Origin of the sequence: Clostridium neonatale, assembly GCF_900465025.1 — a bacterium.
Taxonomy (GTDB): domain Bacteria; phylum Bacillota; class Clostridia; order Clostridiales; family Clostridiaceae; genus Clostridium; species Clostridium neonatale.
On sequence record NZ_UICR01000002.1, the window covers coordinates 404,580 to 427,590 of the forward strand.

22 protein-coding genes are annotated in these 23,011 nt (G+C 30.1%); 5 read left to right on the top strand and 17 right to left on the bottom strand.

Going from position 1 to position 23,011, the window contains the following annotated elements:
• Positions 1 to 413: 413 nt before the first annotated feature.
• From CNEONATNEC86_RS13480 to CNEONATNEC86_RS13550, 15 genes are all read right to left on the bottom strand, one after another.
• Positions 414 to 1,280: an amidohydrolase gene (locus CNEONATNEC86_RS13480; protein WP_159136195.1), complete on the bottom strand. Its 867-nt coding sequence runs from the start codon at positions 1,278 to 1,280 to the stop codon at positions 414 to 416.
• A gap of 56 nt (positions 1,281 to 1,336) precedes the next feature.
• Complete coding sequence (gene preA, locus CNEONATNEC86_RS13485; RefSeq protein ID WP_125148524.1) at positions 1,337 to 2,836, bottom strand: NAD-dependent dihydropyrimidine dehydrogenase subunit PreA; 1,500 nt, start codon at positions 2,834 to 2,836, stop codon at positions 1,337 to 1,339.
• Between the two features lie 26 nt (positions 2,837 to 2,862).
• Positions 2,863 to 4,230, bottom strand: coding sequence for a dihydropyrimidinase (gene hydA, locus CNEONATNEC86_RS13490; protein ID WP_159136196.1), 1,368 nt, complete (start codon positions 4,228 to 4,230; stop codon positions 2,863 to 2,865).
• 165 nt (positions 4,231 to 4,395) lie between these two features.
• Complete coding sequence (locus CNEONATNEC86_RS13495; protein WP_125148526.1) at positions 4,396 to 5,472, bottom strand: ABC transporter substrate-binding protein; 1,077 nt, start codon at positions 5,470 to 5,472, stop codon at positions 4,396 to 4,398.
• A gap of 30 nt (positions 5,473 to 5,502) precedes the next feature.
• A complete protein-coding gene (locus CNEONATNEC86_RS13500) occupies positions 5,503 to 6,270 on the bottom strand; it encodes an ABC transporter permease (protein WP_159136197.1) in 768 nt (255 codons plus the stop codon).
• 16 nt (positions 6,271 to 6,286) lie between these two features.
• Positions 6,287 to 7,063, bottom strand: a complete 777-nt coding sequence (locus CNEONATNEC86_RS13505; protein ID WP_125148528.1) for an ABC transporter permease — start codon at positions 7,061 to 7,063, stop codon at positions 6,287 to 6,289.
• Positions 7,064 to 7,065: 2 nt separating this feature from the next.
• Positions 7,066 to 7,881 carry an ABC transporter ATP-binding protein gene (locus CNEONATNEC86_RS13510; protein WP_125148932.1) on the bottom strand — a complete coding sequence of 272 codons (816 nt, stop codon included), beginning with the start codon at positions 7,879 to 7,881 and terminating at the stop codon, positions 7,066 to 7,068.
• Positions 7,882 to 8,416: 535 nt separating this feature from the next.
• On the bottom strand, positions 8,417 to 9,568 hold the full coding sequence (locus CNEONATNEC86_RS13515; RefSeq protein ID WP_159136198.1) for an iron-containing alcohol dehydrogenase: 1,152 nt from the start codon (positions 9,566 to 9,568) through the stop codon (positions 8,417 to 8,419).
• 44 nt (positions 9,569 to 9,612) lie between these two features.
• Complete coding sequence (locus tag CNEONATNEC86_RS13520; protein WP_159136199.1) at positions 9,613 to 10,938, bottom strand: aminotransferase class III-fold pyridoxal phosphate-dependent enzyme; 1,326 nt, start codon at positions 10,936 to 10,938, stop codon at positions 9,613 to 9,615.
• Positions 10,939 to 11,804: 866 nt separating this feature from the next.
• Entirely contained in the window at positions 11,805 to 12,965 is a 1,161-nt protein-coding gene (locus CNEONATNEC86_RS13525; RefSeq protein ID WP_125148531.1) for a PucR family transcriptional regulator, read from the bottom strand.
• A 553-nt stretch (positions 12,966 to 13,518) separates the two neighbouring features.
• On the bottom strand, positions 13,519 to 14,781 hold the full coding sequence (locus CNEONATNEC86_RS13530; protein ID WP_159136200.1) for a Zn-dependent hydrolase: 1,263 nt from the start codon (positions 14,779 to 14,781) through the stop codon (positions 13,519 to 13,521).
• A gap of 240 nt (positions 14,782 to 15,021) precedes the next feature.
• Positions 15,022 to 15,408, bottom strand: a complete 387-nt coding sequence (locus tag CNEONATNEC86_RS13535) for a VOC family protein (RefSeq protein ID WP_159136201.1) — start codon at positions 15,406 to 15,408, stop codon at positions 15,022 to 15,024.
• 44 nt (positions 15,409 to 15,452) lie between these two features.
• Positions 15,453 to 16,397 (bottom strand): hypothetical protein, encoded by a 945-nt coding sequence (locus CNEONATNEC86_RS13540; protein WP_159136202.1) that lies wholly within the window; start codon positions 16,395 to 16,397, stop codon positions 15,453 to 15,455.
• Between the two features lie 21 nt (positions 16,398 to 16,418).
• On the bottom strand, positions 16,419 to 16,748 hold the full coding sequence (locus CNEONATNEC86_RS13545) for a TfoX/Sxy family protein (RefSeq protein ID WP_159136203.1): 330 nt from the start codon (positions 16,746 to 16,748) through the stop codon (positions 16,419 to 16,421).
• 117 nt (positions 16,749 to 16,865) lie between these two features.
• Positions 16,866 to 17,702, bottom strand: a complete 837-nt coding sequence (locus CNEONATNEC86_RS13550; protein WP_230132137.1) for a helix-turn-helix domain-containing protein — start codon at positions 17,700 to 17,702, stop codon at positions 16,866 to 16,868.
• Positions 17,703 to 18,080: 378 nt separating this feature from the next.
• Here CNEONATNEC86_RS13550 and CNEONATNEC86_RS13555 point away from each other — a divergent pair, with 378 nt between their 5' ends.
• Both CNEONATNEC86_RS13555 and CNEONATNEC86_RS13560 read left to right on the top strand, forming a co-directional pair.
• Positions 18,081 to 19,232 carry a pyridoxal-phosphate-dependent aminotransferase family protein gene (locus CNEONATNEC86_RS13555; RefSeq protein WP_159136204.1) on the top strand — a complete coding sequence of 384 codons (1,152 nt, stop codon included), beginning with the start codon at positions 18,081 to 18,083 and terminating at the stop codon, positions 19,230 to 19,232.
• A gap of 146 nt (positions 19,233 to 19,378) precedes the next feature.
• Positions 19,379 to 19,912 (top strand): ECF transporter S component, encoded by a 534-nt coding sequence (locus tag CNEONATNEC86_RS13560; protein WP_159136205.1) that lies wholly within the window; start codon positions 19,379 to 19,381, stop codon positions 19,910 to 19,912.
• A 111-nt stretch (positions 19,913 to 20,023) separates the two neighbouring features.
• Here the strand turns inward: CNEONATNEC86_RS13560 and CNEONATNEC86_RS13565 are convergent, their stop codons facing one another.
• Complete coding sequence (locus tag CNEONATNEC86_RS13565) at positions 20,024 to 20,704, bottom strand: YczE/YyaS/YitT family protein (RefSeq protein ID WP_338149287.1); 681 nt, start codon at positions 20,702 to 20,704, stop codon at positions 20,024 to 20,026.
• A 159-nt stretch (positions 20,705 to 20,863) separates the two neighbouring features.
• Here CNEONATNEC86_RS13565 and CNEONATNEC86_RS13570 point away from each other — a divergent pair, with 159 nt between their 5' ends.
• The gene (locus CNEONATNEC86_RS13570) at positions 20,864 to 21,538 is read left to right on the top strand and encodes a Crp/Fnr family transcriptional regulator (protein WP_159136206.1); all 675 of its coding nucleotides are present in this window, start codon (positions 20,864 to 20,866) and stop codon (positions 21,536 to 21,538) included.
• 204 nt (positions 21,539 to 21,742) lie between these two features.
• Here CNEONATNEC86_RS13570 and CNEONATNEC86_RS13575 read toward each other — a convergent pair whose 3' ends face one another.
• Entirely contained in the window at positions 21,743 to 22,249 is a 507-nt protein-coding gene (locus CNEONATNEC86_RS13575) for a hypothetical protein (protein ID WP_230132138.1), read from the bottom strand.
• Between the two features lie 107 nt (positions 22,250 to 22,356).
• On the opposite strand from CNEONATNEC86_RS13575, the gene CNEONATNEC86_RS13580 reads away from it, so the two are divergent.
• Positions 22,357 to 22,692 (top strand): transposase, encoded by a 336-nt coding sequence (locus CNEONATNEC86_RS13580; RefSeq protein ID WP_159136207.1) that lies wholly within the window; start codon positions 22,357 to 22,359, stop codon positions 22,690 to 22,692.
• 10 nt (positions 22,693 to 22,702) lie between these two features.
• Positions 22,703 to 22,903: an IS3 family transposase gene (locus CNEONATNEC86_RS13585; RefSeq protein WP_159136208.1), complete on the top strand. Its 201-nt coding sequence runs from the start codon at positions 22,703 to 22,705 to the stop codon at positions 22,901 to 22,903.
• The last annotated feature ends 108 nt before the right edge of the window (positions 22,904 to 23,011 follow it).

The window sequence follows — 23,011 nt, forward strand, 5'->3', positions numbered from 1 at the left end:
TGCTTATTCTATGCTGGTTAATGTGATTTTTATAGTAACTTCATAAGTTACATCCATTGATTAGAAGATATACTTTAAGGCATAGAATATAAAAAACATTAATCATAATTAAAATAAATTGAGTATATATGATTTTAGAGAAAAACAAAGAAATTCAATATATGAATATGCGTAGTATTGTATTGGAAATTTCAGCTTTTAAATTCTTTGGCAGAGGCTGTTCCAAAATTGTTTGTCCAAAAACTTGCTTTTTGGAGCAAACATTTTTGGACGCAGCCTCTGCCATTAGAATTTTTAGCTGAAAATTCCCTACAATCAGCATATCATATATTGAATTTCGGTTATTTCCCACTAAACTCTGATTCTACACAATATATTTATTTCATGTAAAATAACCCTGTTTTTCATAATATCTAATGATTTTTATCGATATCTAAAATTGTTTGCAATAATACATTAGCACCTTTCCAACATTGTTCAATAAAATCATTTTTTTTTGTACGTGGAACAAGTATCATTGCAGTGGGAATAATATCAGAAATAAATTTCGAGTTATATTCACAATCACTATATATTTTCGTACTTGTATATCCATACTTTTCTATATTTTTCTCAATACTTTGAATAAATTCTGGATAAAAAATTTTTTTGTCATTAGAGCCTTCAATAATTCCCATATCAATATCTTCTTTTTCAAGGTCTCGCTCTTGCTCTATGGCAACCTCTATAAATCCTATATATTTTTCTGAATTCACCCTATTATCAATTGTTCCCATATATCCACTTGCTTCTAGTGCTTCCTTAAATGTAACTCCTTCTGAATCTATAGAATCTATCATAACGCTCTTCTCAAATTTACCACAAATGATACCAGATGCCATCATAGGGGGATAAAAACGTGAACCTTTTGTATTTGTCCATACAACAAGTGTTATTGAATGTCTATGAGGTATTTTCTCTTTTACAATTGTTTCAATAACTTCAAGAGCCGCTAGAACACCTATTGTTTCATTATGCTCTTCTTCTTTAGCAGAATCTAAATGAGAACCAGTTATTATTGATGAATCAAATAAATCGCCTTTAAGTGTAGCATAAATATTAGCCATGTCATCTGTTTGTATCTGCATTCCGAGGTTTCTGCATCTTTTACATAACTCTTCTCTTGCCTCTAACTCTTCAGGTGATAAAGAAAGCCTTGTTATTCGACCATTCCCTGTATCTCCAAATTTATTAAATGTTTCTATTTTATCAGCCATTCGTTCTAAATTTGTTGTTAGCATCTCTCAATCCTACCAAGCTATTGTTTTACAAATCTTATTTATTAGATTTGTAAATATTATTTCTTTGGGAGTCTTTTCCCTTGTTTAATAGCTTCTGCTGGACAAATTGTAACACATAACTGACATCCTACACATTTATTAACTATGAGAACAGGTTTATTATTTTTTTCACTTATTTTAATAGCCTGATGTCCTCCATCATAACAAGATAAATAACAACGACCACATCCGATGCACTTCTCCATATCAAATCTCGGATAACAAATACTATCTCTTTCTAACTTATCTGCAGGTACAATATTAGGTAATGCTTTTCCAATAATATCATTTACACTTTTATAGTCATTTGAAGATAAATATAATTTTAATCCATTTATTAAATCATCAATAATTCTGTATCCATATTGCATAACTGACGTTGTTATCTGTAGATTTTCGCATCCTAATGTTAAAAACTCACATGCATCTCTCCATGTTTCAATGCCGCCCATTCCACTTATGGGAGCATTTTTTAATTTCTCACATTTCTTCATATCGTTTATAAAACGTAATGCAATAGGCTTTACAGCTTTTCCTGAATATCCACCTATACTTGTTTTTCCTTCTACACTCGGTTCTGATTCAAAGTTAGTTAAATTTACATTCATAATACTCTTAATGGTATTTATAGCAGCTATCCCAGTTGCTCCTGCTTCCATTGCCGCCATTGCTGGCACTTCCATGCGTCCAACATTAGGTGTCATTTTTGCTAAGATTGGAAGCTTTGTCCCTTTTCTTGTTGCTTTTGTATATATGGCTACAAGTTCTGGATTTTGTCCAACATCAGATCCTAATCCTTCTTCAACCATTTGTGGACATGAAAAATTACATTCAATTATATCAGCACCTGCTTCAGTCATTATTTCTGCAAGCTTTGTCCATTCTTGTTCATTTTGTCCCATAATTGATGCTACTATTACTTTTGTTGGATAGTTCTTCTTTAACTGCTTTATAAATCCTACATTTTCTTCAAGTGTATGATCTGATATTTGTTCAATGTTCTTAAATCCAACAAATGGAACATTTTCTTTAGTTAAAGCCGCAAATCTTGGTGAAACTTCTTTAGGTACAAATAAACCTATTGTTTTAAATGCAACACCTGACCAACCCATTTCAAATGCTTTTGCTACCATTTCATAATTGTTTCCAACTACTGATGAAGAAAGAAAAAATGGATTCTCACAATGAACATTACAGAAATCTATTGATAAGTCAACTTCTTTTTCTTTTATCTTAGTTTCATCTGAAATATTTTTCATTATTCTATCAATTTGTACAGGAGTATTTAGTTTTCCTTTTAAACAAGCTTCCTTACATGGTTTATCTTCACAAGTATCACAAGGAAGTACATCTGGCAGTTTATTAACTGACCCTGCCTTATTTTCAAATCGCAGTGAACGTATAATTTTATCCACTTCTACCATGTAGGGGCAAGCTTTTGTACAAGGTGCATCTCTGCAAAGTAAACATCCTGCTACATCTTCTCTTAAAGTAATATCCTTATATAAACTGCTCATCTTTATGCCTCCTAATATTAGTAATTTTATTTTCTGCCTTCTCTCTTCACAAATTCTCCAAGTCCTGGCTTTCCAACAAATTCACCATTATCATATACTAAATTTCCACGCACATAAGTCATTACTGGATATCCATGAAGTTTTTTACCTTCCCAGATTGTATGATCATAATCTGAATGCATATTATCTATTGAAATTGTAAATTCCTTTTCAGTATCATAAATAACAATATCAGCATCCTTTCCTACAGCTATTGAACCCTTTTCAGTACATCCAAATATTTTAGCTGGATTAAAAGAACATAATTCTACTACTCTGTTGAAGCTTAACTTACCTTCATTAGCTGCTGATAGCATATATGGATATAGATTTTCTACACCTGCACATCCATTAGGAATCTTTGTGAAATCATCTTTTCCCCAGTCTTTTTCATAGCTTTGGAATGGGCAGTGATCTGTAGCTACTGTATCAATTGCACCTGTCTTTAAAGCTTTCCAAAGTGCATCTTGACTTTCTTGTCCTTTCATTGGTGGTGAACATACAAAGTTTCTTCCATCTTCTCTTTTATAAACATCACATGTAAATTCCAAATATTGTGGACATGTTTCAATATATATATCATTTCCATCCATTTTAGCAGCAATTGCTGCTTCTAATCCTTCTTTGTCTGCCATATGAACCAAATACAATGGCGCATCTACTGATTTTGCCCAGTGAATTGCTCTTTTATCTGCTTCTGCTTCTACAAATTCTGGTCTGCTTAAATAATGATACCAAGCTGAAGTTTTTCCTTCCTTTAAGAACTTTTCAATATTTAAATCAATTACATCTGGATTTTCTGCATGGATATTTGTAATTGCCCCTGTTTCTTTAGCTTTTAAAAGAATTTTAACCAAAGTACCATCATCCACCATCATTCCTTCTTTTTTATAAACCAAGAAACATTTAAAACTTGTTACACCATAATCTACAGCATCTTTAAATTCATCTAATATAGCCCCATCATTTAAATCTGTTATACAGCAATGGAATGCATAATCTACACATGCCTCTTCGTCACACATTTCTTTTCTTGCTTCAATTGTTTCAATTATTCCACTGCCTTTTCTTTGCATTGGATAATCAAAAACTGTAGTAACTCCACCACATGCTGCTGCTCTTGTTCCTGCAAGATAGTTGTCTGCTGATACTGTACCTCCAAATGGCATTGCAAGATGTGTATGTGCATCAATTGCTCCTGGTAATACAAGCTTTCCTGAAGCATCTACAACATTTGCTCCATCTTCATTGAAAGCAGTTCCTATTGCACATATTTTCCCATCCTCAACTAATATATCAGCTTTATAACTTTCAGATTGTGTTACTATTGTTCCATTTTTTATAATTAATTTCATATTATATTCTCCTCCCTTAAATGTATTTAATAAGCTATTTAACTCTTTTAAACCATATTTAGATTTATAATTTATAAAGTGAAAATTATACTTTCTATTTCTTACAAGATTTTATATAGTTCAATCTCTAGGATTTAAAAAGCAATCCTAGAGATAAATTAACTTCTATTTTGTAGCTTCATCCCAATACTTTGAAGCAAATGTTGTATCATCAACTACTGGATCACCTGCTAAGTCTTTATTGTAAAGTTTTAAGAATTTAGCTGTCTGTTTAACAGCATCCATATCAATTTGACCAATTTTACTTGAATCAAATCCTTCTGGTGATACTAACTTTGCAACTTCTTGTGCCATGTAAGTTTGGTGTTCTAAAGAAACTGATTGATCTACATCATAAACAATCTTTCCTGCTGCATCTGGATCTTTACATGCATCCTGCCATCCTTTAATTGAAGCTCTTAAAAATCTAACCAATACATCTTCATTTTTAGATGCCCATTCAGAATTAACAAATAAGCAATCTTCAAGCATTGCAACATCTTCATCATTCATGTCAATTACATTTAAATCATCTTTTGAAATACCATTTTCAAGTAATAAACCAAATTCATTATAAGTCATAGCTGATGCTACATCTATTGAGCCTTCTTGTACTTGATCCATTGTGTAATCTTGTTGTACCAGCTCTAAGTCTGAATTTTTATCTAACTTATATTTTTCTAAAAGTGCAAGAACTTCATATTCATTACCACCAAACCAGTTACCAACTTTCTTTCCTTTTAAATCTGCTGGTGAATTTATTCCTTTATCTTTCTTAGATACTAATAAAAATCCTGATTTTTGAAATGGTTGTGCTACTTCTTGAAGCTCATATCCTTGAGCTTGATATGTCATTAAGCTTGATACCCATGTTACACCAATATCAGCTACGCCATTATAAACATTTTGTTCTGGAATTATATCACTTCCACCTGGAAGTATCTCAACATCAAGTCCTTCTTCTTTATAGTATCCTTTATTTGCTGCTACATAATATCCCATGAATTGAGACTGTGGAAGCCATTTTAATTGAAGTTTAACTTTGTCTAATTCCCCGTCTTTCTTTTCTGTATCCCCACTTTCTTTAGTTTCCGTTTGAGTACCTTGTGCATCAGAAGATTTTGAATCAGAAGATCCACATCCTGCAAGCATCATAACCATCATTCCTGCTGCTAAGAGCATAGATAATATTCTTTTTTTCATAATATTTCCTCCTTTTTAAACAAACATAATTTATCGTTGTGAAGCATGCCATTTAATAGCTTTGCGTTCTACCAATGTAATAATTAAATAAAGAATAATTCCAACTATAGCTGCCATTATTATGTATGACCAGCCCATTGCCATCATTCCTTTTCTCAAATTGTCTTTTATTCCAAAACCTATTCCTGATGTTGATGCTGCAAAGTATTCGCTGATCATAGCTGCCATAAGTGCAGATGCTGCATTAATTTTTAAAGCTGTTAATATACTTGGAATACAATTTGGAAGACGAAGTTTAAAAAATTTAGTCTTAGTATCTGCTGCATATGAATCCAAAAGATCCATTGCAAATGGTCTTAGATTATTCAGTCCATCATAAGCATTTATTGCCATGGCTGCCATACACACAACTGTTACAACTCCAACTTTTTGTCCAAAACCATTTTCAAACCATCTATTCATAATAGGTGATAATGCTACAATTGGAATTGCATTAAATGCTGATATTACTGTAAGTCCTGTATATCCCCATTTTGGAAATAAAGTAGCTATTACTGCAACTATAAATCCAATAAAACACCCTAAAGCAAGTCCTGTTAATGCTCCTGAAACTGTAATCATAGTATCAGACAATGCTTTTGCAAAATTTGTATGCAGTGTTTTTATAATCATAGATGGCACAGGTAATTGAAACGGCTTAAACCCTAGCAAATCATGAATAATTCCTATCTGCCATATAGCAATAATTAATATTCCAAAGCCTAAAGGCCATAATACACTTTTTATTTTTTCTGACATTTGCTCTCACTCCTTCTTACGCTGCTTCTTTTCTCCATGGCATACATATCTTTTCTAAAAATACTATTATGAAATAACTTAAAATCCCCATAAGAGCACTTGTAAGCACAGAACTCCAAAATATGTCCTTTGTTCCTGAATATAATGAATAAAGAAGTTTTACTCCAATTCCTCCACTTGATCCAAGCATGTCTACTAATATTGATGCTGTTATTGACATTGGTGCTGCTATCTTTAATCCTGCAAATAAATATGGAAGACAATAAGGAATCATAAGCTTACAGTATATACTTGGTTTCTTTGCTGCATATGAATATAAAAGTTCCTTCTTTTCACTTTCAACACTATTTAATCCACTGAGCATATTTACTGAAACCGGGAAAAATGTAATGTATCCAGATATTATTATTCTTGATAAATTCATATCTTTAGCAAGTGTAAATATAATCGGAGCAAGTCCAAGTACTGGTATCATTTGTGAAACAACTAAATATGGAAGTGCTATTTTTTCAGCAATTTTTGATAAGCTCATAATAATTGCCAATACAAATCCAACTAATGCACCAAGGGCAAATCCCATAAATGCTCTTGAAAGAGTAAGACCTGCTGCACTCATTAAATCAGAAAAATTCTGCATTAAAGATATAATGACCATATGTGGATATGGAAGTTTGGCCTCTGCCATTGGGTCATGTAATACACCATCTAGAAGGAATGCTGTAAGTTCCCAGAGAACAAAAATTCCAACAGCCCATACTGTATTAATCATGTATTTTTCTTTCTTACTATTCATTCTTATACCCCCTCAAAGCTGTTTCTTATCTTGGTAATATAATCATAAAATTCAGTTGTTTGCTTTGACTCCATATCTCTAGGTCTTGGCAGATTTATATCAATTACTGTTGAAACCCTTCCTGGATGTGGTGAAAGAACAACTACCCTATCTGATAAAAATACTGCTTCTGAAATATTATGAGTTACAAAAATTACTGTTTTATTTGTTTTTCTCCATATCTCTAAAAGGTCAACATGCAATTTCTCACGAGTAAATTCATCTAATGCTGAAAAAGGTTCATCCATAAGAAGAATTTCTGGATTAATAGCAAGAGCTCTTGCTATACCAACTCTCTGCTGCATACCACCACTTAACTCATAAGGATATCTTTTTCCAAAGTCCTGAAGTCCAACTAGATCAAGCATTTTAGTAACTTGTTTAGTACGCTCTGCTTTCTTCATTCCCATAAGTTCCATTGGCATACATATATTTCTTCTTATTGTTCTCCAGTCATATAAAACTGGATTTTGAAAAACAACTCCATATTTCTTTTTAAGTCTTATATCTCTTGGAGTCTCTCCACGTACTGTAATTTTTCCCTCGGTTGGCTGGAGAAGATCAGCTATGATTCTAAGCAATGTTGTTTTTCCACATCCTGATGGACCTAATAAGGAAATAAATTCTCCTTGTTTAATGTCTAAATTTACATTTTGAAGAGCTGTAACTGGCTCCCCACCATTTTTATTTGGATATTTCATACTCAGATTTTCTATCTTTATTTCTGTTTTATTTTCTATATTTTTTGAGTAATCTTTTTCTTCAAATTCTGTTTCCATATTATTCAATGTAGTATTCATTAATAATTCCTCCTTTTCCAAAAGCTCTGAGCTTAACTCTAAATCAAAGGCAACTTGGCATATAACACTTAGCGAGATACTAGCTTAGTGGTATAGCCCTCCTAGGCATATAACACTTAGCGAAGATTGAGCTTAGTAGTATAGCCCTCCTATGAACGGATGTGAATAGGAGTTTCCTTGGCATATAACACTTAACGAAGAATGAGTTTAGTGGTATAGTCCTCCTATGAACGAATGTTAATAGGAGTTTCCTTTTATACAAGTTTTATCAGGGGTTCCATCACTAGCTTCTTGAAACCTCTGATGAAGCTTTATTTTTACGCATATGCCTTTTCAAACGCATGTGAGAAAAATCTGGCAAGTGAATAATTTTTTGTTCTTTAGGTGCTATTAACCTGATATATAGCCATACTTCTCTAAATGTTATCCTCAGTTTGTTCAGCAATATAATTTCTTAAAGAATAAAAAAATGACGCAAAACCCATATGTTTTGCGTCATTGCAAAGTTATTCAGTTACCATAACTTTTCATATATCTTTACTAAATCTTCTTTAGTGACCTCTTTAATTGTATTTGATGGACTTCCACTATCCATTGCATCTTGTGCCATCTTATCTACAACTTTATCAAATTCATTTTTATCAATTCCATATTCCTTTAAAGTTGGAATTTCAACTATTTTGCAGAGTTCACTAAGTTTTTCTAAAAACTTCTCTGAAGCTTCTTTATCACTATCATTTTCATCTGCTACATTTATATCTCTTCCTATATCTGCAAATCTCTCATATACTCCATCTAACACATAAGATAAGCATTCTTTTATAAGCATGGCATTAGAGATTCCATGAGCTACATGAAAAAGTGCTCCTATTGGCCTGCTCATTCCATGAACTATCGTTACAGATGCATTATTTATACATACTCCTGCTTCAAATGCTGCAAGTGCCATTTCTTCTCTTGCTTTTTTATTATCACCATCTTCATAAGCTAGTGGAAGATACTTAAATATTCTCTTTATTGCTGCAAGTGCATAAGTATCTGTTAATGGATTTGCTTTTCTTGAGGTATAAGCTTCTACTGCATGTGTAAGAGCATCCATACCAGTTGCTGCTGTAACTTTTTTAGGTGCAGTTATTGACAATGTATAATCAATAATAGCTAAACTTGGCAATAAACTTTCACCTTTTAAAAGCATTTTTATATCTTTTTTTGAATCTGTTATAATTGTAAACTTAGTAGTTTCAGAGCCTGTCCCAGCTGTAGTTGGTATTAATACTAATGGTGGAAAATCTCCTTCTATGGTTTTTCCCATATAATCTGAAATGTTTCCATCTAAAGTAGTCATTGCTACAATTGCTTTACCACTATCTAATCGACTTCCTCCACCTATAGCTATACAAAAATCACATCCAGTTTCCTTAAAAGCTTTAACACCGGCTTCAATCATAGTATCTGTTGGTTCGCCTGTAATATCATTAAACACTTCATATTCTATTCCAATACCTTCTAAACAGTCTGTTAATAATTTTACAGTTCCCATCTTAGTTACAATTTTTCCAGTTACAATGAATGCTTTTTTACCAAGCTTTTTTAAAATTGATTCACTGTCTTTTAATGCATTTTCCCCAATAATAGTGCGTCCTGGCAAACTAAATTCGTATGACATATTGTTCTCCTACTTTCTAAAAATAAATCTAGTTAATTTTATATTTAAATAAATTTCTCATCTATAATTTTAAGCACTTCATCTACTTTAGCAAGTTCTTCTACTAATTGTTCTTCTGTAATTATTAATGGTGGTGCTATAAGTACCATATTTTCATGAGAATATGTCATAAATTTTCTTTCTTTAAGCATACCAATTATTTTTCCCATTATTCCATCAGGATCTTTACCATATGGAACCATTGGTTCTTTTGATTTCTTGTCTTTTACAAATTCTATTGCTGAAAATAATCCAATATATCTTACATCACCAACACATTTATATTTTTCTTTGAATTCTTCTAATTTCTCTCCAAGCACTTTTCCTACTTTATTAACATTCTCTAAGATATTTGCTTCTTCATAATAATTAACACATGCAACACCAGCTGCACAAGCTAAAGGATGTCCACTATAAGTTAATCCACAAGATAATAAATTATCATCAAAATAAGCTGCAATTTCTTTACTTACTACAACTCCTCCAAGTTGAACATAACCACATGTAACTCCTTTTGCAAATGTTACAATATCTGGTTTAACATCAAAGTTCTCAAAGGCAAACATTTTACCAGTTCTACCCCATCCAGTCATTACTTCATCACATATGATTAGTATATTGAATTCATCACATAATGCTCTTACACCTTTAAGATATCCTTTAGGTGGAATAATAACTCCATTTGAGCCTGTTATTGTTTCCATTACTATTGCTGCCACACTGTCTGGTCCTTCATATAAAATTTGTTCTCTAAGTTTAGCTAGATAATACTTTGTTGCTGCTTCCTCAGATTCAAATTCTATTGCTTCTCTATATACGTATGGATCAAAGAACTTAACGAATCCTGGTATTCCTGGCTCAAGAGCATATCTTCTTGGTTCACCTGTTAAATTACCGGCACCAAATGAAGATCCATGATAACTTCTATAACGACTGAATACTTTTGATTTTCCTGTAAACATTCTTGCCATTTTTACAGCATTTTCATTTGATTCTGCTCCTGCATTTGTAAAAAATACTTTTCCCATATTGTCAGGCATTAGCTCTATTATTTTTTTTGCAAGCTTTGCACGAGATTCTGCACCATAAGATGGCCCTACAAAACAAAACTTATCAACCTGCTCTTTAATTGCATCTCCTATTTTCTTATTTCCAAATCCTAAATTCATATTAACTAGTTGAGCTGACATATCAGTATATCTATTGCCATCATAATCCCAAAAATAAATTCCATCAGCTTTTTCAACTGGAATAGGATCAATATTTCTTTGTTTACTCCAAGATTGTAAATTATATTTTTTTAATGTGCTTTTAATTTCTTCACCATTCATTTTTATCCACTCCCATCAAATAAAAAAACGGAACTTATTTTTTATAAAATAAGCTCCGTTGCTTTGTTTCTTTATTTTCTTGTTTTCTATAATCATATTATATACTCCAGTACTTATGTGTTTCAATGAATAACTGACTAATTATATATGTGCAGCTGCACATATTAAATAAAGGACATAATATCAGAGTTTAGTTTTAAATAACCGAAATTCAATATATGATAGGCTCGATTGCGTAAATGTTTCATCTAAACTCATATCACAGTAAATGCCGTTTAGAGCATCTTTATGGGCAAAAACCCTAATTTTTATTTACATAGATAATATTTTTTATTCATACATTGGGTATATTTTATTACCATATTAAGGTTCATAAATCTTCTGTAACCCGCAATAAATAAGTAAATTCTTAAGATTTTTTAAATTTTTCTTTTTAAATTTATATATTGATAAAATGGAATATACTTAAGAATAAGAAAATATTAATCTTTTACTTTTTAATATATTTAAATATTTAATGCTTAATTCAAGAATATATTTGTTTAATTATAAATTAACTGAAAAAATTTTTTAGTAAGAGAAAACAAAGAAATAGAGCTCTCAGATTCTGCGGAGTCTTTGCATTCAAAAAATGAACTTTAGAATTCTTACATCAATGATTGTTCCAAAACTGTTTGTCCGATTTTACATGGTCTCAAACGGTTTTGAGCACAATCGTTGATGTTTGAATTCTTAGTTCATTTTTTGTAGCAAAGCGAGCATAAGCAGAGAACCCAAATCTTGCATTTGGTGTGAATCGCTTACTCAGAGAGAAACTGAGAGCTCTATTTCGGTTGTCATACACTAAACTTAGTTCTACGTACTTTTTATATAATGTCTTTAATATAAAATGATAAATATAACCTAAGTTTATCATCTAAGTTCATTAAATTACATCCTATGATTTTTTCTATCTTTTTAACCTGATTATTGACTGTATTTCTATGAATATACTGCTTTTCTGCAACACGACTTTGGCTTCCATTGTTCTCTAGATACATGTACAAAAAATCCATTAAATCTGTATTATTTTCTTTATCATACTTCTCCAATATTCCTAGGGTAGTATCATAATATTCCCTTAAAACACTCTTCTCTTTTGTGTTTAAAAGTACTTTATAAATATCAAGTTTATCATAAAATATGACTCCATTACTTTTCTTTTTAGCCATTTCTAACGCCAGTAATGCTTTATTAAAATTCTCTGCCTGAAATTCAATTCCATTTTGATTCTTACTAACTCCAATATTAATTTTACACTCATTCTTAGCTGATTGTTCACTCTTTAAAAAAGTGTTTAGAAAATTATCAATATCATGATCGCTATAGTTTACAAGAACTAGCATCCAATATTCATTATATGAAAAACATATATACAATTCATGAATACTTCTTGCTATTCTTTCTGAGCACTTTTTTATTCTGCTAGTAACAAATTCATTTGTTTTTTTATTTACAAAATCAAAAGACATAGCTATAAAGCAAAAATTGCTGTCTCTTTGATACCCATATCTCTCCATTTGTAATATTTGTGTCTGCAGATCTCCAATTTTAAAAATAATATTCTTAATTGTTGTAGCAAGACTTATTTCCACTTGTTCCTTTTGCATGATACGATAACATATATCTCTTGTTACATCCACCATTCTAGTTTCCCACGGCATAGAATAAAGTGGCATCTTAACTTCATTACAAAATTCTATTACATCTTTTGATATTGTTTTAGTATATGGTCCTAGGTTTACAACAAATGCACTGGTCCCTGATTTATATAGCTTTTCTGCATACTCTAAAAGCCACTTTTCATTATTATTTAAAATCCCTGAAGTGAACACAACTTCATTGCCATGAAGAAATTTACTTACCTCATCATTTTCAATAATATGTACCCATTCTACAAGATTATTAAGGCCCTTTCTTCCGGCTAATAATTTCATTTGATATAAGATTGTCGCATTTCCAAATAATTTTCCCACTGTAATCGCCATATTAATTACCATTATAAAAATTACATAAACCTAACATATAAATTATTTCTTATAGAAATTTATTTTTAGGTTTAATTTTATAATGTCCCCCTTTCATTATTAATAAAATGCTATATATTTATATATTCAAAAAAGCAATAAACATTTTCTCATGCTTACTGCTTATTAATAATTGGTTACAAAAAATTATTTAGCCCAAGAAGCAAATACATAATTAAATTTTTTCTATAGGTTCATCACACTCTTTATATATTATTATCTTTTTGCTAATTTCATACATTAATATAATTATAAGTATAGTTATTATAATGAACTGTATTATACTTAAAACATTCAATTCTATCACCTCAGACACCATCCTATAATTTAAATTTATATTATAATACAATCTTATGTTATCGCTTTCACATTTCTTATATAAATAATACCTAAGTTATATTTTTTTAAATAAAAGCAGTTTTATATATAAAAAAAGACAAAGGCTCTAAAAACACCCTCGTCTTATAACATATATTACTATTTCAACTTGTTATTGTCAATAATTTAATATTAATTATTCTGCATCAGCTTTTAAAACTGCATTAAGCATTACTGTTGCACCTTCAGTACAATGTTCTGGTGTTGAATATTCTGGCTCACAATGTGATAAGCCATCTTTTGATTGTACAAATATCATTGTAGTTGGAAGCATATATGCTGCAAATTGAGCATCATGCCCTGCACCAGAGTGAATATATTGATGTTTAATTTCTGCTTCTTCTGCTGCTTCTTTAACGTATCCTACAAGTTTTTTATCCCAATATACAGTATCTCTATTCCATGCCTTTTCTACTACACACTTACATCCTGCCCATTCTTTCTCTTCACAGCTCTTCACAATGCTCAATACTTTTTCAAGTGCTTTTGGATCTTCATGTCTTGCATCTATTGAAAAATCAAAGAAATCTGGAATAACAGTATGTACACATGGATGGCATACAACTTCACCTGTTGTATAAACCAACTCAGGTACCCCAAGTTTATCAACTTCATCATGTATATAACAAAGTGCCTGTGAGGCTGCATAAAATGCATCTTTTCTTTTTGTCATTGGAAATGTGCCTGCATGAGCCGCTTGTCCATAAAGCTTCACTCTATAATTAAACATTCCAAGTACACAATCAACAACTCCAATATCATTTCCTGCGTCTTCAAGAATTGGCCCCTGTTCTATATGAGTTTCAAACATATATTTATATTTTTCTGGATTTATTCTATACTTCTTGTCTCCTTTAAAACCTGATTTTTCTAGGGCTTCACCGAATGTTTTTGTTGAATCAAGAATACTCTTAGAATTCATCATATCTTCATATTTAAATTTACCTCTTATGTCTTCTGGTAAATAATCATAACATACAATTCCTGAACACATCATTGCAGGTGGATATAAAGAACCTTCTTCATTTGCCCATATCATAGCAGTAAGAGGATGCTTATGTGGTATGTTTTGATCAGCAACTGTTTCAAGTACTTCCATAGCAGACATAACACCAAGGATACCATCATAGTTGCCACCATTTTTTACTGAATCGACATGTGATCCCATTACAATTCTTTTTGCATCTTTATCAGTTCCAGGAAGTGTTGCATACATATTTGCTAAATCATCTATTTCAATTATAGCTCCAATAGCTTCCATTCTCTTTTTAAATTCTTCTCTAGCTTGAATAGCTTCAGGCGATAGTGAATATCTTGTTATTCCCCCATGACCTGCATCTCCAAAAGTCGAGAATGTTTTAATCTTATCTGTCATTCTTTCTAAACTACATTTATACATCTTTCAAGACCTCCTTAGGTAAATACAATTTTAAAATAAGCCAAAAAAAGCAATGAAACTTATCAACATAAATAAGCTTCGTTGCTTTTTCGTATATAATATTAACTATATTTATTATAATCTTAATTTCATTTATGCTTCAACAAATCAGTGCACATATTTAGATGTGCAAATGCACATTACTATAATTCAAACATCCATATAAATGCTCAAATTTATATAATTACTATAATTAATAATCTATTTTATATATGCAAAAATTTCATGTATATTCCCATCCGGATCAGCAAATAATGCTGTTCTTTGATTCCAAGGCATATCTTCTGGAGCATGTATTGCTCTTGCTCCCATAGAAATTAATTTTTTAAATGATTCATCTACATCCTTTGAGTTTTCACATGGAAAAGCCAGCTCAAAAGCCTGCCCAATTGATGATTTATTGTATTCTCCGCTATAGTCATGCATAGTATCTCTTGTGCATATTGCAAATCGCACACCACTATTTTCAAATTCAACATAGCCACCAAGATCACTTTTAATTTTAAATCCAAGAACATTTTTGTAAAAATCTTTCATATTCTCTATATCATCCGTCCAAATTGTAATAAGATTTATTTCTACCTTCATTATCTTAACTCCTTTAAATAAATTTCATAACTTTTTTAAAGATATTATATTTCAATTCTTTCAAAGTTTCTTAATAACATCATCTTCTCAATTGCTTTATATGATTTCCACCAATTTTCACTAATTGCAAACTCCTTAGGGTATTTCTCATTATTATCAAACCAAGACCATGTTATGTTCCAAACATTATTTTCTGGTCTTATTTCTATTAAATAATCCAGTTCTTTTTGCATAATATCTTCATTTTCCTTATAAAAAATGCTGTCAGGTGAGATTATATATCTAGAGGGAGTGTCAACGTAATACTGCCATTTTGACATATCTCTTTCTATTGAATCATTCACAAGTTTTTTAATTTTCATTAATGATATATCGTAGTCAAAGTATTCTTTAAGTGTAGTCTCTTTTATTGTGTCTAATAAAACGCAATATCCGCCAATCCCCATTTCACCAAGGTTCTTTTCTGTATTCAACTTATTAAGAAGCTTCTTTCCTATAGATAATGCCCTTTTATATAGATTGCTTTCAGAATTACAATTTTTTAAAATAAAGCTTACGATTTCTGCGCTTAAACCTATGCTTTGTATTCTGCTTTCTTCACTGCTATATGTCATCCATGGCGCATGTGCATAATTATCATTTGATGGAATAGTAAAAAACCAGCCTTCTTCATTACAGTCTTCTGTGTTTTCTAAATATCTTAATATACCTTTGCAAATTTTATGATCAATCTTTATAAAGTCTATATGTTTTAATATGTTAATTGCATATAATGTTGTATACGGGGATGAATTTGGATTCAAACTATCAGCTTCAAGTGCATTTCCAAAACCACCATCTTCATTTTGATAAAAAGTTAATGCTTCTACCACATCTTCCTTATTTCCATTTTCAAAAAAATACTTCCATAAACTTAACTCAATTGTTCTTGCATTGCGATATATCCAAGTTCTGATTTCTTCATATGATTCTTTATTTATGATCTTCATTTTCTTTCCTCCATCCACACCTTATTTCTTCTCTTTTTTCTTCTTCAGCTTTGGTAATGGTAAGTTTTCACAAGTTAGAGCTACTATTTTTGTAAGAAACTCTTTATCTTCTAAATTTTCAATAATATATGATGGCTTTGCACCTTTATAGGCTGGTCCTTTATCACAATTAGAAAGCAAATTTTCTGCACCTTTTGTTATTTTCAAGTAAAATGTATTATCACATATCAGTCCTATAACCTTTTCATTGCAGTATATACAATACTCTCCCATCATCTTTCTATATCTTATATTTCCTGCATCACTTATCTGACCACACACATATTCCACAAATTCCTCGCTAGATGCCATAATACTTCCTCCTTAGCCTTGTAATTTTATAATATTCTATTCTTTTATTTTTGTATTGAAAAAAAACGACATTTACACATTTTTTATATACATAATGAAACCATTATAAGTTTTAATTTATTTATTTTCATATGCATATTTAAGTGCATTTATAGGCGTTAATGAATGATATTTTTTAAATGTATTTATTAAATGAGATTGATCAGAAAATCCATATTCATGCACTGCATCCTGCATATTATTTATTCTATTATTAACAATATCAGTCCATAAAATCTGATATCGTACTAAATCTTCAAACTTCTTAGGACTTGTCCCAATATTTTCTTTAAATAGCCTTTGAAGCTGCCTATCACTTACAGACGAATATTCACAAAGATCTTTTATAGATACCCTTCCCTTTGTATTTATTATTTTGTATACAGCATTCATTACAACTGCATTTTCACGTTTCTTATTAAGACGCTTCATTAACACTTGTTCTGTTATGTCTATTTTCTTATGTATATCTAGGTTTTCGCTTATTCTTTCCTGCAGTTCCTTCTTCAAATTCTTAAAATAAACTTCTATATCTATAGCAGAATTTAAACAATGTTCCATACTATCATCTGCAAAGAGAATTACTGCCCATGCATAAAATCGTATTCCAAAGGTGCTTATTTTTGATGTGCTGCTTTCATTTATGGAAATAAAGAATTTATCCTGTATTCCAGAAAATATATTGCTGCTATAATTCTCAGTATGATTAGTATTTATTATTATATCCATGCATGTGTCTGGAATTACTAAATCATTTTTTAATTGAGAATATTCACTTGTAGAAATACTTTCACTCGTCCCCCAATAACAGCATATATATGGTGCTAGTGCAGGACATGGCGAAATTTCTGTATACATTTTATTATTGCGAAAAGGATTAGCTGTAATTGGTCTATATATTTTTGATAAATCCACTTATATAAACTCCCTTCTTATATATTCTCCAAGTTAATAACTTTACTTTTTCAGTATATAATCGGAAACTCCTATTCACATTCGTTCATAGGTGGCTATACCTCTAAGCTCATTTATTCGATAAGTGGTATATTCATATGATAATTTTAACATAAATAACATAATCAATAATATTCTAAAATTAGACTTTATTGATCTATAGTATAAAACATTTCAAATACATTTCATTATTGTATCCATACATTTTACAGATGTATTATCATATGATAATTTAGTATAAAAGTAAAGGAAACTCCTATTCACATTCGTTCATAGGAGGGCTATACCACTAAGCTCATTCTTCGCTAAGTGTTATATGCCGCAGAAAGGATATTGTTTATGAAAAATAAATTTGTTTATACTCCAGGACCTACTTATGTAAGAGAAAATGTCAGACTTGAGAGAGCTGTCACTACAACAAATCCCGATGTAGATGTTGAGTTTGTAGAATTTTATAAAAATACATGCGATAAAATTGCTAGTATTCTACATACAAAAAATCCTGTATACATCTTAAATGGAGAAGGAATTTTAGGGCTTGAAGCAGCTTGTGCTTCACTTACTGAACCTGATGACAGAGTTCTTGTTATTGACAATGGAATCTTTGGAAGAGGATTTAAAGATTTTGTAGAGATTTATGGTGGGCAAGCAGTTCTTTTTGAAAGCAGCTATACAAATACTATAAATGTTAAGGACTTAAAGGCTTTCCTTGAAAAAGATCACAACTTTAAATATGCAACAATTGTTCATTGTGATACTCCAACAGGTGTAATGAATGATATATCTAAGATTTGTCCATTGCTTAATGAATATGGAATATTAAGTGTTGTTGATTCGGTTGCTGGAATGGTTGGAGAAGAAGTAAAAGTTGATGAATGGAAAATTGATATAATCATTGGTGGTTCACAAAAGGCTCTTTCAGCACCTCCAGGACTTACAATAGTCGCATTAAGTGAAAATGCACAAAAAGCAATAGATAATCGAAAGCTTCCTGTAACAGGCTTTTATTGTAATTTAAATATATGGAAAACTTATTATGAAGATAAGTGGTTTCCATATACAATGCCAATAAGCGATATTATGTGTCTTGATACTGCTGTAAATAATATTTTAGATGAAGGTCCAGAAAATGTTGTTTTAAGACATAATACTACTGCTATTGCTGTAAGAAAATCTATTACAGAATTTGGTCTTCAGTTATTCTTAGAAAATGGATATTCAAATAATGTAACTGCTGTTAAAATTCCAAAAAGCATTGGAGCATTAAATTTAAAAAGTCACATGGAAAACAAATATAACACTTTAGTTACTACTACTTTGAAGCCATATGAAAATGAATTATTGAGAATCGGTCATATGGGGGAAAATTCTCACTATGATAGGACAATTTTTGTATTAAATGTTCTTGATAAAGCAATTAAAGATTTAGGTTTTGAAAGTGATAAAAATCTTGTAGTTCTATTTAACAAGTATTATGAAGGAAATAGATAAAATACATATGTTTAAATAATAAAATTACATTTAAGATGTTTACAATCTAAGTAAATGTCAGGATACAAAATGTAGAAAACTAATTGCAATATATATAATAAGCAAAATATTAAATTAAATAATAATATAAAAGGTGGGCTATATTTATGGAAGCAAATAAAGAAAGAAGTAAATTTTCAACTAAAGATCTAGTAGAAACTGCATTATTAACAACATTGGTATTTGTAGCAACTGCATTTATCAATATCAGACTACCAATTCTCTCAAGTGGAGGGTTAGTTCATTTAGGAAATGTTATTTTATTTGCAGCCGCAATTCTTTTTGGAAAGAAAAAGGGTGCAATAGCTGGCGCTGTTGGAATGGCTATATTTGATTTATCATCAGGCTGGGCACTTTGGGCACCTTTCACATTGGTTGTAAGGGGTATTATGGGCTACATAGTTGGGACCATTGCATATAGCAATAATAAAAATGGAGATAACTTTTTAATAAATATTTTAGCTGTATTTGTATCTGGAATATGGATGATTATAGGTTACTATATTACTGAAGTAATTTTATATGGAAACTTATTAGCTCCTGTTGCCTCAATTCCTGGAAACATAACTCAACTTGTTGTTGGACTAGTTCTTGGATTACCTTTAGCTAAAATACTAAAAAGATATACTCGTTATTTATAAAATATATAATATCAAAGTTTAATCAAAAAACAGAAATTCAATATATGAATACTGGTTATATTCATATATTGAATTTCTGTTTTAAATTTCTATTTTAAACTTATACGTATCTTATTGATTTTCGCTTAAATTATTTGCTATAGAAATATCATTTTCTAAAAATTCATCTATATTATTTTTAAAACATTTTGTTAATATTTTTAGAACCATTCCAACACATATGGCTGAAATAACTGTTCCTTCCCTAACGCTTCCAAGTTTATTTAAAGATATATAACATGTAACAGCTGAAATCACAACCATTGTTACATCAAATCCAATTTTACATTTTGAAAATTCTATTTTAGTTTTATAAGATACTGCTTGCATGATTCCTTCACCTGCTAATGGAACTAAATCACTGGACATATATAATAAAATTCCAAGTGAAACACATATTATACTAATAAATAAAAATATAATTCTAAATAAATAATTTGATGGATCAGGCAAAAGAGACATTAAATTATTTGAAAATGTTGTAAAATATCCAAAAGCTACGCCTACAAAAACCTGAAGAAGATTCTTTATTTTAAAATCTTTTCTTAAAATTAATATTTGTAATAAAACTAACACAATATGAAATAATATAGTTGCTCGTCCCATTTCTATTCCATATATTAGTGTTATAGTATATGGTATTGTACTAACAGGAGATACTCCTAAGTTAGATTTAACAGACATTCCAATGCCTATTGTCATTATAAATAATCCCAGAAAATAAATTATAAATCTCTTAATTGTACTATTCATTATTTGCTTCTCCTTTTTACTCTATATTTTTCTATGTCTAAGCTACAATAATACTTATTTATTCTATCAAAAATAAATATATTAAAATGTTAACTAGTTAACATTTTAACAAAAAAGATATATATTTATATATAGAGCATTTAAAAAGGGGGATTTTCTATGTATAACATTAAATCATTAATAAAATCAATTTCTATGGATGAAATGTGTAGCTTGTTTGAAAAATCCAAACCAGCTAAAGTTTATAAAAAAGATTCACATTTATTTCATCAAGGCGAAAAAGCCGACTGCTTTTATTTTCTTAAATCTGGAGCTGTAAAAGTATTTTCCATTTCTCCTGATGGTCATGAAAGAACTGTTTTCGTCCATAGAAAAAAAGGCATATTTGCGGCATCTTCCTTTTTCAGTGATGAAATAAGGCGCTCTTCTGCAGTAACACTCAGTAAATCAGAAATTATTTCAATAGATAAAAAAATGGTAGATACTTATATAACACAAAATCCAAAGTTTGCTTTATGCATTATACAAGATATGTCTATAGATATAAACCTTATGTTTGATCAAATCACTTCTACAAGCTTTTTGAATTCTAAAGAAAAGGTTGCTTCATTTATTGTAAATTGCATTGATAATAATAAATATTCCATAAGAGATGATATGGTATGCTTAAATATTGGACAAGATGATATGTCTAAATCACTTGGATTATCTCGTCCAACTATAAACAAAACTTTATCTTATTTTCAAAGAAATTGCTGGATCAAAACCCAATATAAATATATATTAATTTTAGATTATAATTCTTTAAAAGCATATTGCACAGAAAAGCTTTAATATTTATTAATTTATGTTTTTCAAGACTAAATAACGGTTTTATAGATATATTCACTACTGTTTAATCAATGCTTAAAATTACCATTTACTTTTCGAAAAATTGTGTAATATCAGATGTGGAATATATATCTAACAAAATTGAATATAACAACAGAATTTTTTGTGGATATTTTTTCTTATTAATACTATATTTTCACTTCTGAATTAGGAGCTATTGAAAATATAAGACCAATTAAATTGATCAGCTTCATAAATCTCGAAGAGATTAGCTTTTATAACTCTTTTAATTTCAATTAGTTTAGTTTTTGTTTCAATTAATGGTTCTATAAGTTTAAATATAGCGAAGGTCATAATCCCAGTGATTATCTGAATCATCACTGTGTTTAATGATCGTCCTACAAAAGTTTTAAATTTTAGATTTTGTTTTATCCACTTAAAAAAGTTCTCTTTACCTGTTTTATCTACAATTTTTATAAGTCGGTATTCTTGTTTTGTTTGATAAGTATATTTAGATCCAATCTTTACTATTTTGTCACAGATTATTTTAGTTCCTACATCTAAAAGATGTTCATAACTATGACTTATTTTTAAGTCCTTGATTTCTGTAATTACTGCATTATGCTTTAATCTAGTTACAAAATATTTTTCGTCTTTAGTGTATTGATCAAATTTTTCATAATCTAAATACCCCTTTCTATATCTCGTGTACATAATTGTACACAGAGGTAATTTATTTATTTTATACATATGGTGTTAGTATAAAAGTGTAAACACGAACAGATAGTTTTTAGTGATATAATATAAAGGAAGTATCTGCAATGTTAAGGAAAGTTAGAAGTTATACACAAGAATACAAAAGTACAATTGTTGGTCTATTTAACAGTGGGAAAACTTATGCTGAACTTAGCGACGAATATGGAGTGCCAAAAACAACTATAAGACAATGGGTTAATAAAGACAATAATACCGATAATGATAATATGCCTAGTGAAAAAGAGGTTAATATTAAAGTTATGCAGAAAAGAATGGCTAAATTGGAACAGGAAAATGAAATATTATACCAAAGGCTAGCAGAGCCAAAAAGCACTCTTCATATTCCTAACAACAAAATAGAAGAAATCCATAAATTTATTGATGATTATAAGGGCTATTAAGGATATCCTTATGACAATGTTCCAATGGAATCTTTTCATTCCTGCTTTAAAAAAAGAAGATAAAAGAATGAACAAATATATTGATTTTAATGATGCTAAGATATCAACTTTTCAGTATATTGAAAGTTGGTATAACAGGAAAAGAATTCATAGTAGAATTGGATTTATGACTCCACAAGCTTATGAAAATCTTATTATAAAGTCAACTTAAAAAACTAAAAAAATGTGTCTACTATATTGATATAGATCCACACATCGTTGTATAGATGTGTTAACCACAATGGAATTTCACAAGAAACTGCTATTGGTAGCATAAAAA

Excerpts from the sequence above, each read along its gene's own strand:
- CNEONATNEC86_RS13480 (WP_159136195.1), bottom strand. The coding sequence starts at position 1,280 with ATGCTAACAACAAATTTAGAACGAATGGCTGATAAAATAGAAACATTT.
- preA (WP_125148524.1), bottom strand. The coding sequence starts at position 2,836 with ATGAGCAGTTTATATAAGGATATTACTTTAAGAGAAGATGTAGCAGGA.
- hydA (WP_159136196.1), bottom strand. The coding sequence starts at position 4,230 with ATGAAATTAATTATAAAAAATGGAACAATAGTAACACAATCTGAAAGT.
- CNEONATNEC86_RS13495 (WP_125148526.1), bottom strand. The coding sequence starts at position 5,472 with ATGAAAAAAAGAATATTATCTATGCTCTTAGCAGCAGGAATGATGGTT.
- CNEONATNEC86_RS13500 (WP_159136197.1), bottom strand. The coding sequence starts at position 6,270 with ATGTCAGAAAAAATAAAAAGTGTATTATGGCCTTTAGGCTTTGGAATA.
- CNEONATNEC86_RS13505 (WP_125148528.1), bottom strand. The coding sequence starts at position 7,063 with ATGAATAGTAAGAAAGAAAAATACATGATTAATACAGTATGGGCTGTT.
- CNEONATNEC86_RS13510 (WP_125148932.1), bottom strand. The coding sequence starts at position 7,881 with ATGGAAACAGAATTTGAAGAAAAAGATTACTCAAAAAATATAGAAAAT.
- CNEONATNEC86_RS13515 (WP_159136198.1), bottom strand. The coding sequence starts at position 9,568 with ATGTCATACGAATTTAGTTTGCCAGGACGCACTATTATTGGGGAAAAT.
- CNEONATNEC86_RS13520 (WP_159136199.1), bottom strand. The coding sequence starts at position 10,938 with ATGAATGGTGAAGAAATTAAAAGCACATTAAAAAAATATAATTTACAA.
- CNEONATNEC86_RS13525 (WP_125148531.1), bottom strand. The coding sequence starts at position 12,965 with ATGGCGATTACAGTGGGAAAATTATTTGGAAATGCGACAATCTTATAT.
- CNEONATNEC86_RS13530 (WP_159136200.1), bottom strand. The coding sequence starts at position 14,781 with ATGTATAAATGTAGTTTAGAAAGAATGACAGATAAGATTAAAACATTC.
- CNEONATNEC86_RS13535 (WP_159136201.1), bottom strand. The coding sequence starts at position 15,408 with ATGAAGGTAGAAATAAATCTTATTACAATTTGGACGGATGATATAGAG.
- CNEONATNEC86_RS13540 (WP_159136202.1), bottom strand. The coding sequence starts at position 16,397 with ATGAAGATCATAAATAAAGAATCATATGAAGAAATCAGAACTTGGATA.
- CNEONATNEC86_RS13545 (WP_159136203.1), bottom strand. The coding sequence starts at position 16,748 with ATGGCATCTAGCGAGGAATTTGTGGAATATGTGTGTGGTCAGATAAGT.
- CNEONATNEC86_RS13555 (WP_159136204.1), top strand. The coding sequence starts at position 18,081 with ATGAAAAATAAATTTGTTTATACTCCAGGACCTACTTATGTAAGAGAA.
- CNEONATNEC86_RS13560 (WP_159136205.1), top strand. The coding sequence starts at position 19,379 with ATGGAAGCAAATAAAGAAAGAAGTAAATTTTCAACTAAAGATCTAGTA.
- CNEONATNEC86_RS13565 (WP_338149287.1), bottom strand. The coding sequence starts at position 20,704 with ATGAATAGTACAATTAAGAGATTTATAATTTATTTTCTGGGATTATTT.
- CNEONATNEC86_RS13570 (WP_159136206.1), top strand. The coding sequence starts at position 20,864 with ATGTATAACATTAAATCATTAATAAAATCAATTTCTATGGATGAAATG.
- CNEONATNEC86_RS13575 (WP_230132138.1), bottom strand. The coding sequence starts at position 22,249 with ATGTACACGAGATATAGAAAGGGGTATTTAGATTATGAAAAATTTGAT.
- CNEONATNEC86_RS13580 (WP_159136207.1), top strand. The coding sequence starts at position 22,357 with ATGTTAAGGAAAGTTAGAAGTTATACACAAGAATACAAAAGTACAATT.
- CNEONATNEC86_RS13585 (WP_159136208.1), top strand. The coding sequence starts at position 22,703 with ATGACAATGTTCCAATGGAATCTTTTCATTCCTGCTTTAAAAAAAGAA.